The sequence below is a fragment of the Streptosporangium carneum genome, assembly GCF_027922005.1.
Taxonomy (GTDB): domain Bacteria; phylum Actinomycetota; class Actinomycetes; order Streptosporangiales; family Streptosporangiaceae; genus Streptosporangium; species Streptosporangium carneum.
Map to the genome: position 1 here is coordinate 206,257 of NZ_BSEV01000006.1, position 16,281 is coordinate 222,537.

15 protein-coding genes are annotated in these 16,281 nt (G+C 72.6%); 4 read left to right on the forward strand and 11 right to left on the reverse strand.

Annotated elements, in window-relative coordinates; all coding sequences use genetic code 11:
• Positions 1 to 17: 17 nt before the first annotated feature.
• Together PKF00_RS16145 and PKF00_RS16150 are read left to right on the forward strand one after the other, a co-directional pair.
• On the forward strand, positions 18 to 872 hold the full coding sequence (locus PKF00_RS16145) for a PAC2 family protein (protein ID WP_271218337.1): 855 nt from the start codon (positions 18 to 20) through the stop codon (positions 870 to 872).
• Between the two features lie 189 nt (positions 873 to 1,061).
• Positions 1,062 to 1,709 carry a hypothetical protein gene (locus tag PKF00_RS16150; protein WP_271218338.1) on the forward strand — a complete coding sequence of 216 codons (648 nt, stop codon included), beginning with the start codon at positions 1,062 to 1,064 and terminating at the stop codon, positions 1,707 to 1,709.
• On the opposite strand, the gene PKF00_RS16155 is transcribed toward PKF00_RS16150, so the two are convergent.
• From PKF00_RS16155 to PKF00_RS16185, 7 genes are all read right to left on the reverse strand, one after another.
• Positions 1,696 to 2,397 carry a sirohydrochlorin chelatase gene (locus PKF00_RS16155; RefSeq protein WP_271218339.1) on the reverse strand — a complete coding sequence of 234 codons (702 nt, stop codon included), beginning with the start codon at positions 2,395 to 2,397 and terminating at the stop codon, positions 1,696 to 1,698. The two genes, PKF00_RS16150 and PKF00_RS16155, sit on opposite strands and share 14 nt — an antisense overlap.
• 28 nt (positions 2,398 to 2,425) lie before the next feature.
• On the reverse strand, positions 2,426 to 3,595 hold the full coding sequence (locus tag PKF00_RS16160; RefSeq protein ID WP_271218340.1) for a uroporphyrinogen-III synthase: 1,170 nt from the start codon (positions 3,593 to 3,595) through the stop codon (positions 2,426 to 2,428).
• Entirely contained in the window at positions 3,592 to 3,945 is a 354-nt protein-coding gene (nirD, locus tag PKF00_RS16165) for a nitrite reductase small subunit NirD (protein WP_271218341.1), read from the reverse strand. Before nirD ends, PKF00_RS16160 begins: the two co-directional genes overlap by 4 nt.
• A gap of 136 nt (positions 3,946 to 4,081) precedes the next feature.
• The gene (nirB, locus tag PKF00_RS16170) at positions 4,082 to 6,526 is read right to left on the reverse strand and encodes a nitrite reductase large subunit NirB (RefSeq protein ID WP_271218342.1); all 2,445 of its coding nucleotides are present in this window, start codon (positions 6,524 to 6,526) and stop codon (positions 4,082 to 4,084) included.
• Positions 6,523 to 7,926: an FAD-dependent oxidoreductase gene (locus tag PKF00_RS16175; protein WP_271218343.1), complete on the reverse strand. Its 1,404-nt coding sequence runs from the start codon at positions 7,924 to 7,926 to the stop codon at positions 6,523 to 6,525. Before PKF00_RS16175 ends, nirB begins: the two co-directional genes overlap by 4 nt.
• On the reverse strand, positions 7,923 to 9,998 hold the full coding sequence (locus tag PKF00_RS16180) for a molybdopterin oxidoreductase family protein (protein ID WP_271218344.1): 2,076 nt from the start codon (positions 9,996 to 9,998) through the stop codon (positions 7,923 to 7,925). The genes PKF00_RS16175 and PKF00_RS16180 overlap by 4 nt, the downstream gene beginning before the upstream one ends.
• A 135-nt stretch (positions 9,999 to 10,133) precedes the next feature.
• Positions 10,134 to 11,456 carry an MFS transporter gene (locus PKF00_RS16185; protein ID WP_271218345.1) on the reverse strand — a complete coding sequence of 441 codons (1,323 nt, stop codon included), beginning with the start codon at positions 11,454 to 11,456 and terminating at the stop codon, positions 10,134 to 10,136.
• Between the two features lie 233 nt (positions 11,457 to 11,689).
• Between PKF00_RS16185 and PKF00_RS16190 the strand changes: the two genes are divergently transcribed.
• Both PKF00_RS16190 and PKF00_RS16195 read left to right on the forward strand, forming a co-directional pair.
• Positions 11,690 to 12,166 (forward strand): peptide deformylase, encoded by a 477-nt coding sequence (locus PKF00_RS16190; protein ID WP_271218346.1) that lies wholly within the window; start codon positions 11,690 to 11,692, stop codon positions 12,164 to 12,166.
• Between the two features lie 211 nt (positions 12,167 to 12,377).
• Complete coding sequence (locus tag PKF00_RS16195) at positions 12,378 to 12,581, forward strand: cold-shock protein (RefSeq protein WP_271218347.1); 204 nt, start codon at positions 12,378 to 12,380, stop codon at positions 12,579 to 12,581.
• 284 nt (positions 12,582 to 12,865) lie between these two features.
• Here the strand turns inward: PKF00_RS16195 and mshC are convergent, their stop codons facing one another.
• From mshC to PKF00_RS16215, 4 genes are all read right to left on the reverse strand, one after another.
• On the reverse strand, positions 12,866 to 14,089 hold the full coding sequence (mshC, locus tag PKF00_RS16200) for a cysteine--1-D-myo-inosityl 2-amino-2-deoxy-alpha-D-glucopyranoside ligase (protein WP_271218348.1): 1,224 nt from the start codon (positions 14,087 to 14,089) through the stop codon (positions 12,866 to 12,868).
• Positions 14,090 to 14,190: 101 nt separating this feature from the next.
• Positions 14,191 to 14,907, reverse strand: a complete 717-nt coding sequence (locus PKF00_RS16205) for an NRDE family protein (RefSeq protein ID WP_271218349.1) — start codon at positions 14,905 to 14,907, stop codon at positions 14,191 to 14,193.
• Between the two features lie 33 nt (positions 14,908 to 14,940).
• Complete coding sequence (locus PKF00_RS16210) at positions 14,941 to 15,702, reverse strand: SCO1664 family protein (protein ID WP_271218350.1); 762 nt, start codon at positions 15,700 to 15,702, stop codon at positions 14,941 to 14,943.
• Complete coding sequence (locus PKF00_RS16215; RefSeq protein ID WP_271218351.1) at positions 15,699 to 16,274, reverse strand: DUF3090 domain-containing protein; 576 nt, start codon at positions 16,272 to 16,274, stop codon at positions 15,699 to 15,701. Before PKF00_RS16215 ends, PKF00_RS16210 begins: the two co-directional genes overlap by 4 nt.
• Between the last annotated feature and the right edge of the window lie 7 nt (positions 16,275 to 16,281).

The window sequence follows — 16,281 nt, forward strand, 5'->3', positions numbered from 1 at the left end:
CCAGGAGGAGGCCGCGCGTGATCGAACTCGAAGGTCTACCCGAGCTCGTCGACCCGGTGCTGATCGCCGCGTTCGAGGGGTGGAACGACGCGGGCGAGGCTTCGAGCGGAGTGATCGCACACCTCGAGGACGAGTGGAAGGCGACCCCGCTGGTCTCCTTCGACCCCGAGGAGTACTACGACTTCCAGGTGACGCGCCCCATCGTGGAGATGGGCGAGGGCCTGACCCGGTCCATCACCTGGCCGACGACCAAGCTGTCCGTGGCCAGGCCGCCGGGCGTCGACCGGGACGTGGTGCTGCTGCGCGGCATCGAGCCCAACATGCGGTGGCGCGCGTTCTGCGAGGAGATCATCGTGATCTGCCGCGAGCTGGGGATCGAGCTGGCCGTGCTCCTCGGCGCCCTGCTCAACGACTCCCCCCACACCCGGCCCGTGCCGATCGTGGGTTCCGCGACCGACGAGGGCCTGGCCCGGGCGATCAACCTGGAGCTGAGCCGCTACGAGGGGCCGACCGGCATCGTCGGCGTGCTGCAGCACGCCCTCGGGACCGCCGGGGTGCACGCGGTCTCGCTGTGGGCCTCGGTGCCGCACTACGTCGCCCAGCCCCCCAACCCCAAGGCCACCATGGCGCTGCTGAGCCGCATGGAGGACCTGCTCGACATCCCGATGCCGATGGGCACCCTGGCCGAGGAGGCGCGGGCGTGGGAGCACGGCGTGGACGAGCTGGCCTCCCAGGACAGCGAGGTGGCCGACTACGTCAAGGAGCTCGAGGAGCGCAAGGACGCCGCAGAGCTGCCCGAGGCCAGCGGCGACGCCATCGCCGCGGAGTTCGAGCGTTACCTTCGCCGCAGGGACCGCGACGGCGACGGCTGAGACACGCGGCACATAGTTATAGTTATTTACTCCTTTCTCCACTGATTTAGAGTGATAATCGATGCCCACCCCGGTCCACCCGGATCACACCGGGTTGGAAGACCGGCTCGCAACGATTGGACCCGCAGCAGAAACACCGTTCTGTAAACACCGGTGAACGAGCCCGTCACCGCGCCGAACATTGTCCACGTGACAGCGCACGTTAGGGCGATCATGGCCACTCCACAGCTCGACCCGCACCAGAAAGCACAGGAGGCGCGACGCCGCGTCCTAGAGATGGCCGTATTCATGAAACGTGAGGACGGTGAGAACGCCCCCTCGTACCCACGGATGCGGGGCACCACCCCAGGGCAGGCGGTCGACATGTTCCTCGCCCTGCTGCAGGACCGGCTCCCGGTCTGGCTGCGCATTCTCGACGACCTGATGTACCTCGTCGGCAAGGGGAGAGTGAACGACAACCTGCTGCCCATCGTGCGCGCGGGCATCGACTACTACTCCGAGGTCCAGTCGGTGGCCCTGCCCGCCTTCACCTCGCCGTCGGTCACGGTCCGTTTCCGCGAGGCGATGCGCGACAGCGAGCTCGGCCCCATGTCCGAGGTCGTGCCGCTGGCCGAGTACCTCGCGGCGGAGCAGCGGATCGGCCGGATCTCGTCGGAGGCCGACCCGCTCGCCAGCGCCCGCCTGCTGCTGGCCGGATGTTTCCGCCACGCCTACTACGAGATGTTCGTCGGCGCGGGTTTCCTGCCCTCGCGGGACGACAGCGCCGAGGAGATCGTCCGGGAGCTGAGGCTGGAGCGCGCCCCCGGAGAGGGTGAGCCGCCCGTCACCCCGGGATGACCTCGCGGGCCGCCCTCCTTCGGAGAGCGCGGTCGAAACGGGCCCAGACCAGCGCGGCCAGGTCGGCGTGCGCGCCCAGCGGCGCGCCGACCAGGTCCGCGCCGCACGCCTTGAGGCGGTCCTGGAAGAAGCCCGGCGCCAGCAGGTAGGAGGCGACCGCGATCCGGGACGCGGAGCCCGCCCTCAGGCGTTCGACGGCCTGCTTTGGCGAGGGGCCGCCTGTGGCGGCGAACGCCGCGGCGACCGGGCGCGAAAGCCGTACGGCCAGCAGTCCGGCGGCGGCCCGCACGTGCGCCTGCGCCGCCGGGTCGGCGGATCCCGCGGCGGCCAGGACCACCGAGTCGGCGCGGCGCAGTCCCTCGGCCGCCAGCCGGGCGGCCAGGACCTCCGACAGCAGGGGGTGCGGCCCGAGCGGGCCCGCGACCGCCGCGTCGGGGCGGGCCCCCGCGACCACGGAGGGCAGGTCGACGTCGACGTGGTAGCCGCCCGTCAGCAGCAGCGGGACCACGACCACGGGACCCGGCAGCGCGGCGAGCGCGCCGGCGAGCGACGGCGAGCTGATCTCCAGGAAGGCCAGCTCGACCCGGACCTGCGGGCGGGCCCGCCGTACCAGGTCCCGCAGCCCGGCGAGCGTCTCCTCACCCCGCGCGCTGCGGGTCCCGTGCCCCGCGAGGACCAGCGTCGTCACCTCGCCCCCCGTCCCGCCGCGGGCCCGTTCACACCGTGTTCCCCGAGATGTTCCCCGAGAGGCAGGCCAGGCGGTAGCCCCGCTTGAAGACCGTCTCGACCACGCCGGAGGGGCCCAGGGCCCGGCGCAGGCGGGTCACGGCCATCTCGACGGCGTGTTCGGCGGAGTCGCGCGCGGGCCCGCCGGGAAGCACGCCCCGCAGCTCGGAGCGGGCCACCACGTGGCCCGGCCGGTCGGCCAGCCGTTTCAGCACCGCCATCGGGGCCGGCGGCAGCGGCCTGAGCTCGCCGTCGACGGTGACGGCGTGCCCGCGGATCTCCAGCTCGTGGCCGCCGGCGACCAGGCGGGTGACGCTGTGCTCGGGCAGGTGCCGGGCGATCGTGCGCGCCAGCGCGCCCAGGCGGGCGCGCTCGGGCTGTACGGCCCGCACGCCTCGCGCCAGCAGCGGCGCCGCGGTGACCGGGCCGACGCAGGCCACGACGACCGGCCCGGCGAGCGCCGCGACCAACGCCTCCTCGAGACCGTCCGCGCGCGCCGCGTCGAGTGTGGCCAGCACGGCGGGCGCGCTGGTGAAGGCCACCGCGTCGACCCCGCCGGAGATCACCTGACTGATCAGCCTGCGCAGCGGCGAGGTGTCCCGGTAGGGCAGCCACCGGTAGACCGGTATCTCGACGACCTCGGCGCCCGCCTCGCGAAGCGCCGCGGTGAACCCGGCCAGCGGCTCCCCGTGCAACTGCACGGCGACGCGGCGGCCGCGCAGGTCCTGTGCGAGCAGGTACCGCTTGACCTCCTCGCACGACTCGCCCGAGGGCGTCCAGTGGTCGTTCAGCCCGGCGGCCCTGACCGCGCCGCGCGCCTGCGGCCCCCGGGCCAGCAGGCGCGCGGCGGTCAGGTGCTCGACCAGGGCGCCGGACAGGCCCCAGCCCTCCGCGGCGGCCATCCAGCCGCGGAACCCGACACCGGTCGTGACGACCACGTCGTCGATCGGCCCTGACAGCGCGACCCGGGTCGCGGCCAGCAGGTCCGCGTCCTCGGCCAGCGGCACCAGCCGGATCGCCGGGGCGCGGACCACCCTCGCGCCCCGCCGCTCGAGCAGCGCGCAGAACTCCTCGCGCCGCCGGGTGGCGGTGACCCCGATCGTGAACCCGGCCAGCGCGTCCGGCGCGGTCTCGGGCGAGCCAGCGCGGTCGTGGCTCATCCGACGCCCACCTCGACCGTGCCGTGGGCGACCCTGACCGGATAGGTCGGCACCGCCGCCGAGGGGTCGTCCATGCAGACCCCGGTGGCCAGCGAGAACACCTGCTTGTGCATGGGCGAGGCGACGGTCGGCTCACCCGCCCTGGTGCCCACGATCCCCCGGGAGAGAACCTGGGCGCCGCTGAACGGGTCGTGGTTGCCGACGGCGAACAGCCGTCCTTCGAAGGTGCGGAACAGCGCGATCTGGCTGCGCCCCACGAGCGCGCAGACACCGCGCTCCGGCAGCAGGTCGGCGTAGGCGCACACCGGGGTCCAGCCGGTCGCCCGCACGTCCTCACGCGGAATCCTCATCGGGGAGAACACCATCCCTTTCTGGTCTCTTCGAGCGGCACGACGGCCCTTCGCCGGCGCGGCGGCCCTTTTCCGCCGACGGGCGGTCCCGGAGGGCCGGCGGGCGGCCTTCCGGGTCCGCGCGCCGGTCGGGACGTCAGGATCGGACCGCCTCGAGCGGGATCAGGACCGGCTTGACCTGGTCGCGTTCCCTCTCGAAGGCGATCGACGGGTCGGGGGTTGCGGGGGCGTTCACGAAGGAGACGAAACGCCTCAGCTTCTCCGGGTCCTCGATGGCCGCGCGCCACTCGTCGGCGTAGGCCGCGACGTGCCGTTCCATCTGGGCGTCCAGGTCCGCGCAGATCCCGAGGGAGTCCTCCAGGACCACCTTCCTGACGTGGTCGAGGCCCTGTTGCTCGAGCCAGGCCGAGGTGCGCTGCAACCGGTCGGCCGTGCGGACGTAGAACATCACGAAGCGGTCGATGGTCCGGACCAGCTCCTCGGTGCTCAGGTCCGCGGCGAACAGGTCGGCGTGCCGCGGGGTGAACCCGCCGTTGCCTCCGACGTAGAGGTTCCAGCCCCGCTCGGTTGCGATGACGCCGAAGTCCTTTCCGCGGGCCTCCGCGCACTCGCGGGCGCAGCCGGAGACGGCCGACTTCAGCTTGTGGGGCGAGCGGAGCCCCCGGTAGCGCAGCTCAAGGGAGACGGCCAGGCCCACGGCGTCCTGCACGCCGTACCTGCACCAGGTGGAGCCCACGCAGGACTTCACCGTGCGCAGCGCCTTGCCGTAGGCGTGCCCCGACTCGAACCCGGCGTCGACGAGGCGCTTCCAGATCAGCGGCAGCTGCTCGACGCGCGCCCCGAACAGGTCGATCCGCTGCCCGCCGGTGATCTTGGTGTAGAGCCCGAAGTCGCGGGCCACCTCGCCGATCACGATCAGCCTGTCCGGGGTGATCTCCCCACCCGGGATGCGCGGCACGACCGAGTAGGTTCCGTTGCGCTGGATGTTGGCGAGGAAGTGGTCGTTGGTGTCCTGCAGCGCGGCCTGCTCGCCGTCGAGGATGTGGCCGTTGCCGAGCGAGGCCAGGATCGAGGCGACGACGGGCTTGCACACCTCGCAGCCGCGCCCGGCGCCGTGTTCGGCGACGAGCTGGGAGAACGTCGTGACGCCGCGCACCCTGACGATGTCGAACAGCTCGGCCCTGCTGTGCTCGAAGTGCTCGCACAGCGCCTTGGAGGCCTCGACGCCGGCCTCGGCCAGGATCCGCCTGAGCGTCGGCACGCAGCTGCCGCAGGCGGTGCCCGCGCGGGTGCCGGCCTTGATCCCCGCCACGTCGGTGAGACCGTCCTCGGCGATGGCCGCGCACACCCGCCCCTTGGTGACGTTGTTGCACGAGCAGACCTGCGCGTCCTCGGGAAGGTCCGCGTTCGCCTGGCCCGCGCTGAACAGCAGCTCTCCGGGGACGCCCGGCAGATCGCGCCCCACGAAGGGCCTGAGGGTGTCGTACGGCGTGGCGTCGCCGACGCAGACGCCGCCGAGCAGGGTGCGGGCGTCGTCGCTGACGAACAGCTTCTGGTAGACCCCGCTCACCGGGTCCGTGAAGGTCACGTCGAGGGCGCCGTCCATGGCGCCGAACTGCGCGACCTCGACGCCCATGAGCTTGAGTTTGGTGGACGGGTCCGCGCGGGCGAAGACCGCTCCGCCGCCGAGGATGCGGTCCGCGGCGACCTCGGCCATCGTGAGGCACGGCCCGACCAGGCCGTAGAGCGTGCCGTCGTGCAGGGCGCACTCCCCCACCGCGTAGATCGCCGGGTCGCCGGTGCGCATCCCGTCGTCCACGGCGATCCCGCCGCGCGCGCCGACCTCGAGCCCCGCGGGCCCGGCCAGCTCGTCGCGTGGCCTGACCCCGGCGGAGAAGACGACGACCTGGGCCTCGACCGTCTCCCCGTCCGCCTTGACCAGGCCCGCGACCCGCCCGTCGGGTCCGGCGACGATCTCCTTCACCCCGGCTCCGGTGTGCACGCCCAGGCCGAGCGCCTCGATGTGGCCGCGCAGGACGGCGCCGCCGCCCTCGTCGACCTGGCGGGGCATGAGCCATCCGCCCATCTCCACGACGTGGGTCGTCAGGCCGAGCCCCCGCAGGGCGTCGGCGGCCTCGAGACCCAGCAGCCCGCCGCCGACGACGACGCCGCTCGTGGCCGCCGCCGAGGCCTCCCTGATCGCGTCCAGGTCGTCGATCGTGCGGTAGACGAAGCAGCCCTCCAGCTCCCCGCCCGGCACCGGCGGCACGAACGGGCTGGATCCGGTGGCCAGCACCAGCACGTCGTACGGCTCCACGTGCCCGTCGGCCGTGGTGACCTCCCGGCTCTCCCTGTCGATCCCGGTCACCCTGGAGCCGAGCCGCAGGACGACCCCCTCGGGCACCGGGTAGGTGAGGTCCTCCACGCTCCTGCCCGCCAGGTAGGAGGTCAGCGCCACCCGGTCGTAGGCGGCCCTGGGTTCCTCACCCAGGACGGTCATCCGTCCCTCGAACCCCCTGGCGGCCAGTGTCTCGACCAGCCGGCTCGACGTCGGCCCATGCCCGACCACGACGACTCTCATGCCGGGATCCCTTCCTGTTCGCAGAGCCAGCCGACGATGCCCTCGACGGCGTCGCGGCAGCCGCCGCAGCCGGTCGTGGCGCGCGTGGCGGCGGCCACCGCCTCGACGTCCCGGGCGCCTGACTCCCAGCAGCCCCGGATCTGGCCCTTGGTCACGTTGTTGCACTGACAGACCTTCGCCGCGTCCGGCATCCGCACCGGACTGTCGACGACCACGCCGCCGGAGACGCCGGGGAACAGCAGCCCCGTCCGGTCCGCCGGCACCGGCCCGCCCCGGTCGAAGAGCTGGGTGAGGGCGCCGACCGCCGACGTCTCGCCGAGGAGGATCGCGCCGACCAGGCGCCCCTCACGGATGACGAGCTTGCGGTAGGCGCCCCGCGCCCTGTGGCTGAACCGGACGATCTCGGCCTCGTCGTCGGTCAGGTGGGTCTCGCCCATCGCCGCGAGCTCGACGTTCCTGGCCTTCAGGCGGGTCACCAGCCTCGATCCCCGGTAGCGGGAGGTCTTGTCGGCCCCGGTCACGAGGTCGGCGACCACGGCCGCCTGTTCCCACACGGGGGCGACCAGGCCGTAGACCGTGCCGGCGTGCTCGGCGCACTCCCCGATCGCGAAGATCGACGGGTCGTCGGTCCGCATCTCGTCGTCGACGACGACGCCGTGCGCCACCTCGAGTCCCGCGTCCCTGGCCAGCCCGGTCACCGGGCGGACCCCGCAGGCGAGCACCACCAGGTCGGCCTCGACCGTCCCGCCTCCCGCGAGCCGTACGCCGCCGTCGAGGATCTCGGTCACGACCGCGCCGGTGCGGGTCTCGACGCCCAGCTCCGTGAGGGTCTCCTCCAACACCAGCCCCGCCTCCGCGTCGAGCTGGCGGTCCATCAGATGGCCCGCCCTGTGAAGCAGCGTCACCGGCAGCCCCCGTCCGGCCAGGCCCCTGGCGGCTTCGACGCCGAGCAGTCCGCCGCCGACCACCGCCGCGCGCCGTGCCGTTCGGGCGGCGTCGAGGATCGCCCCGCAGTCGTCCAGCGTCCTGAACGCGACGGCCCTGTCCGCCCCCGGCACCGGCGGCACCACGGGCCTGCTGCCGGTCGCCAGCACCAGGACGTCGTACGGCTCGCGCCTGCCGTCGGCGGTGAGCACGGCCCTGGTCTCCCTGTCGATCGCGGTCACCTCGACGCCGGGCACGGCCGTCACCGAGTGGTCGGCGTACCAGCCCCGGTCAAGCAGCCTCACCTGGTCCGGCGTCATCGTCCCGGCGACCACGTTCGACAGCAGCACCCGGTTGTACGGCTGCCACGGCTCGGCCCCGAACACCGTCACCCTGAGGCTCCCGTCCCTGGCGCGGACCTCGCTCACCAGGCGCGCGCCCGCCATCCCGTTCCCCACGACGACCAGTCCGCTCATCCGGCACGCTCCAGCCTCACCGCGCAGACCTTGAACTCCGGCATCCGCGACACCGGGTCGAGGGCGGGGTTGGTGAGCAGGTTGACGCCGGGCCAGTGGAACGGCATGAACACGGTGTCCGCCCGGATCGCCGGGTTGACTCTGGCCACGCCCTCGGTCACGCCCCTGCGGCCGACCACCCGCAGCCGGTCGCCGGACGAGACCTCCATGCGCTCGGCCAGGTCGGGGTGCAGCTCGACGAACGCCTCGGCGACCACCGCGTTCAGGGCGGCGACCCTGCGGGTCTGGACGCCGCTCTGGTAGTGCGCGAGCACCCGCCCCGTCGTCAGGTACAGGGGGTAGTCCCCGTCGACGTCCTCCCGCGGCGGCCGGTGCTCGACGGGGACGAACCTGGCGCGCCCGTCGGGGGTGGCGAAGCGGTCCAGGAAGGGCCTGGGGGTGCCGGGATGGTCCTCGGCGGGACACGGCCAGAACACGCCGGTCTCCGCGGCGATCCGTTCGTAGGTGATGCCCGCGTAGTCGGCGGTCCCTCCCGCCGAGGCCCGGCGCAGCTCGTCGAAGACCTCGCGCGGGTCCGTGGGGAACCCCTCGGCTCCGCGCAGCCGTACGGCCAGGCCCCTGAGGATCTCGAGGTCGCTGCGGACCCCGGCGGGAGGGACGGCCGCCTGGCGGCGGAGCAGGACCCGGCCCTCGAGGTTGGTCACGGTGCCGCTCTCCTCGGCCCACTGGGTCGTGGGCAGCACGACGTCGGCGAGCGCGGCCGTCTCCGACATGAAGAGGTCGGAGACCACGAGCAGGTCGAGGGAGCCGAGCCTCTCGGCGACGTGCCCGGCGCGGGGCGCCGAGACCACCGGGTTCGAGCCGAACAGCAGCAGGGCCCGGGGTCCGCCCCCGGCGCCGAGCGACTCCAGCAGCTCGTAGGCGGAACGGCCCGGCCCCGGCAGGTCCTCCGGCGCGATCCCCCAGACCCTCGCCACGTGGGCGCGGGCGGCGGGGTCGTCGATCCTCCGGTATCCCGGCAACTGGTCGGCCTTCTGACCGTGCTCGCGACCGCCCTGACCGTTGCCCTGCCCGGTGACGCAGCCGTAGCCCGAGCCCTCCCTGCCCGGCAGCCCGAGCGCGAGCGCGAGGTTGATGAACGCGCTCACCGTGTCGGTGCCCTTGGCGTGCTGCTCGGCGCCGCGCCCGGTGAGGATCGCCGCCCTGGCCGCGCCGCCGAGCATCTCGACGGCCAGGCGCATCCGGGCGACCGGCACGCCGGTGATCCGCTCGACCCGCTCGGGCCACCAGGCCGCGACCGAGGTGCGGACCGCGTCGAAGCCGCTCGTACGGCGGGTCACGTAGTCCTCGTCCACGTGCCCTTCGGCGATCACGATGTGCAGCAGGCCGAGCGCCAGCGCCAGGTCCGTGCCGGGGGTCGGCTGCAGGTGCAGGTCGGCCTGTCCGGCGGTCGCGGTGGCCCGGGGGTCGACGACGACCAGCCTGCCGCCCCTGTCGCGCATCGCGGCGAGGTGCCGGACGAAGGGCGGCATGGTCTCGGCCACGTTGCCGCCCGCGATCAGCACGGCGTCCGCCGCGGCCAGGTCGGTGATCGGGAAGGGCAGCCCCCGGTCCATGCCGAAGGCCCGGTTGGCGGCCGCGGCGGCCGAGGACATGCAGAACCTGCCGTTGTAGTCGATCTGGCTGGTCCGCAGCACCATCCGGGCGAACTTGCCGAGCTGGTAGGCCTTCTCGTTGGTGAGCCCGCCGCCGCCGAACACGGCCACGCCGTCGGGGCCGTGCTCCCGCTGGATCTCGCGGATCCGCTCCGCGACGACGTCGAGCGCCTCGTCCCAGGTGGCCGCCTCGCCGTACAGGAGCGGGGTGGTGAGCCGCTCGCCGCTGGTCAGCGGCTCGCCCGCGGTCCAGCCCTTCTGGCAGAGGCCGCCCGCGTTCGCGGGAACGTCCTGCCGGGGAACGATCGTGACCGTCTCCCCCACGGTGACGCGCATGCCGCACTGCAGCGCGCAGTAGGGGCAGTGCGTCGCCGCTCCCGCCTTCACAGGCGTTCCGGCGGAAAGTGAGATCGGCATGCGTCCGATGGTGCTTTCAGGCGGTTTCACTGCTGGGTCTCCCCTGTTACCGATGTGCTACAAGCCGCTAACCGTGTTCACATTCGCGATGGGCCAGGTGTGAGCCAGGTGTGAGCCGGGCGTCGGCCGAGGCCCTCACACGCGGGCGGTCACCAGGCTTGGAGCCGCGCCCGCGGTCCTCAGGTAGCAGGCCCAGGTGAGCGCCGCGCACGCCGCGTAGAAGCCGGCGAAGGCCGCCAGCGCGACGCCCGCGCCCCCGGTCGCGGCGATCGAGGCGCCGAATCCCCGGTTGACGAAGAAGCCGCCGAACGCGCCGATCGCGGAGACGATCCCGATCGCGACTGAGGCGTCCCGCCTGCCCGCGGCCAGCGCGGCGTCGTGGGCGGGCGTGCCCGGGGCGGCGCCCGCGGCGGCCCGGGCCAGGAAGACTGCCGGGATCATCCGGTAGGTGGAGCCGTTGCCGACGCCGGTGGTGGCGACCAGGAGCATGTACGCGCAGAAGAAGAGCGTGAAGTCGTGGCGGGCCAGACCCTGCCAGACCAGTGCCGCCGCGACCGCCATGGCCGCGAAGTTGACGAGCGTCACCCTGGCTCCGCCGAGCCTGTCGGACAGCCATCCTCCGGCGGGGCGGACCAGCGAGCCGAGCAGCGGGCCGAGGAAGGCCAGCGCGACCAGGGACGCCCGTTCGGGGAACTGGCTCTTGATGAGCAGTGGGAACGCCGTCGAGTATCCGATGAAGGAGCCGAAGGTGCCGATGTAGAGGACCGCCATGATCCAGGTCTGGGCCCGTCCCGCGACTCTCAGCTGGTCCCTCGGGTCGGCCTTGGCGCAGACCAGGTTGTCCATGAGGAAGTGGGCGCAGAGCGCGGCGGCCAGGATGAACGGCACCCAGAACAGTCCGGCGGCCGCCGGCCCGAAGGCGCCGATCACCAGCGGCATGAGCAGCTGCACTGAGCTGACGCCGATGTTGCCGCCCGCCGCGTTGAGGCCGAGCGCCGCCCCCTGCCTGGCCCGGGGGTAGAAGTGGGTGATGTTGGCCATGCTGGAGGCGAAGTTGCCGCCGCCCAGGCCCGCGGTGGCCGCGATCAGCAGGAACGCCCAGTAGGGCGTGCCGGGGTCGCTGACCGCGACGGCCAGCAGCACGGCGGGGACGAGCAGGAGCAGCACGCTGAGCACGGTGAAGTTCCCGCCGCCGAACCTGGCGGGGGCGAAGGTGTAGGGGATCCGCAGCGCGGAGCCGACCAGGCTGGGCAGCGAGACGATCCAGAAGAGCTGGTCGGTTGAGAACCCGTGGGAGCCGAGGTGCACGGCCACGATGCTCCACACCGTCCAGAGCGTGAAGCCGAGGTGCTCGGCGAAGATCGAGAAGACCAGGTTCCGCCGGGCCGTCCCGCGTCCCTCACGCTCCCAGAAGGCGGGGTCGTCGGGCCGCCATTCGCTGATCCAGCGCTTCGCCATCGTTCCTCCTGCGTTTTCCCGGGGGTTCGATCCCGAAAGCTAGGAGGGGGAGGTTACGCACATTCACTGTCTGTGATGGTGCGCGGGTTACATGTGACCAACCTCTGAAACGCGCGATGCACACGCCGCACGGACGCGACGCCCCGGAAACGTGTCGGACCCCTCGGCCAGGGTTGAGCCCGCGCGGCAGCGGGCATCGTGTGCGTGTCCGTCCGTCGCCTCGGGGAGTGTGTGTGGCCGTCCAGCCGATCCGACTGTTCGCCGATCCTGTGTTACGGGCCGTCGCCGAGCCGGTGACCGACTTCGACCGGGAGCTGCGCGGCCTGGTCAAATCGCTCCAGGCCACCCTGCGCGCGGGCGCGGGCCGCGCGGGCCTGGCCGCCCCGCAGATCGGCGTCTCGCTGCGGGTCGTCGTCTACGAGCTGGACGGCAGGTCGGGGCACCTGGTCAACCCGCGTCTCGAGCTGTCGGACAGGAGGATCGTGGCCGACGAGGCGTGCCTGTCCGCGCCCGGCGTCTGGTGGCCGCTGGAACGCTCCTACATGGCCACGGCGCGCGGCCGCGACATGTTCGGCAAACCCGTCACCCTCCGCGCCCTGGGGATGCTCGCCCGAGTCCTCCAGCACGAGGTCGACCATCTCGACGGCACTCTCTTCGTCGACCGCCTCCCCGAGGAGGAGCGGGAGCGCTTCCTGACCGCCCTCTCGTGACTTGCGCGTGAGGAAGGAGTTCGATAGAGTCAATTGGTTGCAGTCGTAGTTCTCAGTCAGCCTTATCATCTCAAGTGCTCAATGAGGTCCGCCGGCAGCGGGCGTTCCGGTTTCTCCCGATGGTTTCCGCGGGTGCAAGGCAAGGCCCGCCATGCAGCCCCGAACCGCCGACCTGGCGATTCGGTGAGGCTCCCAATGAGGAGAAGTAGTTTTGTCTGAAGGCACCGTCAAGTGGTTCAACGCCGAAAAGGGTTTCGGATTCATCGCGCCGGATGACGGCAGCGCCGATGTGTTCGTGCACTACTCGGCCATCAACTCCGGGGGCTACCGCTCCCTGGAGGAGAACCAGCGGGTCAGCTTCGTCACCACGCAGGGCCAGAAGGGCCCGCAGGCCGACCAGGTTCAGGTCATCTGACACTGGGCTGAAAACCCAGGTCCTGTGACCTGGTCCCATGCCTCGTTCCGGGCCCGCACCGCTTCGGCGGTGCGGGCCCGGTCGCTTTCACGCCCGCCCCCGCCGGGTCCTTGGACTTCCGGTGGGGGCGGCGCGAGGCCTGCGCCCGAGGGCCTCGCCCCCGGGCCGCAGCCCCCTCCGGGGCCCCGTGGGGCCCAAGCGCCCGCCAGACACGTCTGTCCGGCCTTTTCCCGCCGTCCTCGCCTATACTCCGCCCGGACCTCAGGAACCGCTCAGGCTCACGTTCAGAGCCCGACGCCGAGCAGCGCGTCCACGAAGGCCCTGACGAGAGCGGGAGCCTCCGGGTCGGTGCCGCCCTCCGCCAGCGCCCGCTCGGCCCAGCCGTCGACGACGGCGAGCGCGCCGGGAGCGTCCAGGTCGTCGGCCATCCTGGCCCTGACCTCGGCGAGAGCGCTCTCCGCCTCGGGGCCGGTCTGCAGCCCGGTCGCCGAACGCCAGCGGGCCAGCCGCACCTCGGCGGAGGCCAGCTGCTCCGCGGTCCACTCCCAGTCGGCGCGGTAGTGGCGCGCCAGCAGCGCCAGGCGGATGGCCATCGGGTCGGCCTGCCGGCGGAGCCGGGAGACGAAGACCAGGTTGCCCTTCGACTTGGACATCTTCTCGCCGTCGAGGGCGACCATGCCCGCGTGGACGTAGGCCTTGGCGAAGGGCCACTCGCCGCAGGCCACGTGACCCTCGTGGGCGCCGCACTCGTGGTGCGGGAAGATCAGGTCGGAGCCGCCGCCCGCGACGTCGAACCCGCTGCCCAGGTTGGCCAGGGCGATCGCGGTGCACTCGACGTGCCAGCCGGGCCTGCCCGGGCCGAGGCGCGATGGCCAGGACGGCTCGCCCGGGCGTTCCGCGCGCCAGAGCAGCCAGTCGAGCGGATGCTTCTTGCCTGGCCTTTCCGGGTCTCCCCCGCGCTCCCCGAACAGGGTGAGCATCAGCTCCTCCGGGTATCCGGAGACGGCCCCGAACTTGGGCGCGGCCGCGACGTCGAAGTAGACGTCGCCGTCGAGGTCGTAGGTCGCGCCCTTGTCACGCAGGCGCTCGATCAGCTCGGCGACCTGGTCGACGACCTCGGTCACGCCGACGTACTCGCGCGGCGGGAGGATGCGCAGCGCCTCCATGTCGGTCCTGAAGAGCTCGATCTCGCGCTCGGCCAGTCTGCGCCAGTCCTCCCCCGTCTGCTCGGCCCGCTCCAGGAGGGGATCGTCCACGTCGGTGGCGTTCTGGGTGTAGTGGACCTCGTGCCCGGCGTCCCGCCAGGCACGGTTGACCAGGTCGAAGGCGAGATAGGTGTTGGCGTGCCCCAGGTGGGTGGCGTCGTAGGGCGTGATGCCGCATACGTACATCCGCGCCGTGGGGCCCGGCCGGGTGAGGCTGACCTCTCCCGAGGCGGTGTCGAACAGCCTCAGCGGGACACCGGCACCGGCGAGCCGGGGGACTTTCGGCGCAGACCACGATCTCATGTGTTGAGCCTATCCAGCAGACAGACCGCCCCGGTCAGGCCGGGACGGTGGGCGGTACGGGGCACTTTCTCAACCGCGGGAAGCCCACGGATCATTCCGGCTCATTCCGGCAGGACGCGGCGGAAGGCCGCGGGGTCGCGGGGATCTCCGGTGAAGTCGTAGCGGACTCCCTGCGCGGACAGGCCGAGCAGGGAGACCGACAGGGAGCCGAAGACCCGCCCTTCGGGCAGTTCGTGTCTGACGATCATGGCCCGGGAGTCGTCGAAGGGCAGACCCGCCCCGGTGGCGAGCTCCCGCCACTCCTGCCAGGGACCGTCGATCGCGTCGGGCCTGCCCGCCTTGGCGAACAGCGGGCGGAAGAAGGCGACCCTCTCGTTCTCCTCACCCCGCTCCCAGCCGCTGTTGACGATGACGTGCGTCCCCTCGGGAAGCTCCTCCTCGCGCATCTCGATCCCGTCCCAGTGCCACAGACGCGCCCCCGCCGGATCGGCCATGACCAGGTGGAAGGGGTCGTAGGGGGCAGGGTCCAGGTCCGCCACGCCGCCCTCGGCCGCCACCGCCAGCGGCAGGCCCCCGCGCGACAGGCGGCCCCGCTCGGGAGCGAGCACACCCCGGCCGTTGAGCAGGGCTCCGACCCGCCTGGCCTCGGGGTCGACGGCCAGCCACGTCCCGCCGGCCAGAAGGTCGCGCCCGCCGACCAGGCCGGGCCAGTGCGGTCCCGGGGGAAGCCACGGCCTATCGGTGAACTCGTCGCGCACCCCGACCAGGATCAGGGGGATCTCCGCGCTCGGATCGATGCTGACGACAACCGTGCACATGCCCGGCAGGCTACGCCCCCGCCGGGAGCCGCCTCAGATCGGGGGCCAGGGAATGGCGGGCCAGTCCTGGGAGGGAAGGGGGTGCAGGCCGGTGTCGAGGAGCCTGCGGACCCGGGACCAGGTCGCCTCGACCTCCGCGAGGGTGAGGAGCTCGCGGAGGCGGCGGCCCAGACGTCCCTGCTCCAGGTCTCGCTCGAGGCGGGCCAGGACGTTCACGGCCTCGCGGGACAGCGGTTTGCCCCGCCACTGCCAGAGCACGGTGCGCAGCTTGTCCTCGGTGGAGAAGGAGACCCCGTGGTCGACGCCGTAGATGTGGCCGTCGGCGAGCGGCAGCAGATGGCCGCCCTTGCGGTCGGCGTTGTTGACGACGGCGTCGAAGACCGCCATCCGCCGCAGGGCGGGCTGGCGGCTGCGGATCAGGACCATCAGGTCGACCTCCGGGTCGGTGTCGACCCACAGCTGGCACATCCCCGGCCCGAAGGGGCCGTCCCGGTAGACGGTCGGCGGGACGATCCGCCAGCCGGTCGCCACGGAGACCTCGAAGGCCGCCACCTCGCGGGAGGCGAGGGTGCCGTCCGGGAAGTCCCAGAGCGGTCGCTCGCCGCGCACGGGCTTGTACACGCAGGCCGCCGAGAGGCCGCCGAGACGGACGGAACAGTAGAGCGTCATGTTGCTCGCCTCGACCAGGCGGCCCGCGACCTCGAGGTGACCGTCGCGGAGCAGGCGCAGAGCGGTCTCGTCGTCCAGTCCCGCCGCGGACGCCGCGCTCAGCGTGAACTCGCTCTCGGCACTCATTCGCCTCCCTCGCCCTGTGAAGTGCCACTACCCCGGTAACCATTGAGACGCACGCAAATATGCCCGTCCGCGTCGAGCGGCTGGCCGCAGAGCGGGCAGGGCGGACGCCCCGCCGCCACGAGGGCCATGGCGCGTTTGGAGAAGGCCCTGGCGACGCCGGGGTTGAGGTGCACGCGCAGGACCGCGGGCTCGGAGAGCGGGGACGGCTCGAAGTCCTCCTCGTCCTCCGCGACGGCCTCCTGCGCCTCGATGACCACCCGCGCGGTGTCGGCGTCCCAGGCGAGCGCCATGGTGCCCACTCTGAAGTCCTCGCTGATGGGCATGTCGAGCGGGTCGTTGTCCGTGAGCGCGGCGGGGGCGGTCGCGGGCACCTGGGCCCCGACGCCGCGCCGCACCACCTCGTCGAGCAGCTCGTCCAGGCGGTCGGCCAGCGCGGCGACCTGGAACTTCTCCAACGCGACGGTGGTCAACCGGCCCTGGCCGCGGGCCTGCAGGAAGAACGCGCGTGATCCCGGTTGCCCCACGGCACCGGCCACGAATCTCTCGGGTGGGTCGTAGTCGAAGACCGGCATAGCCCCG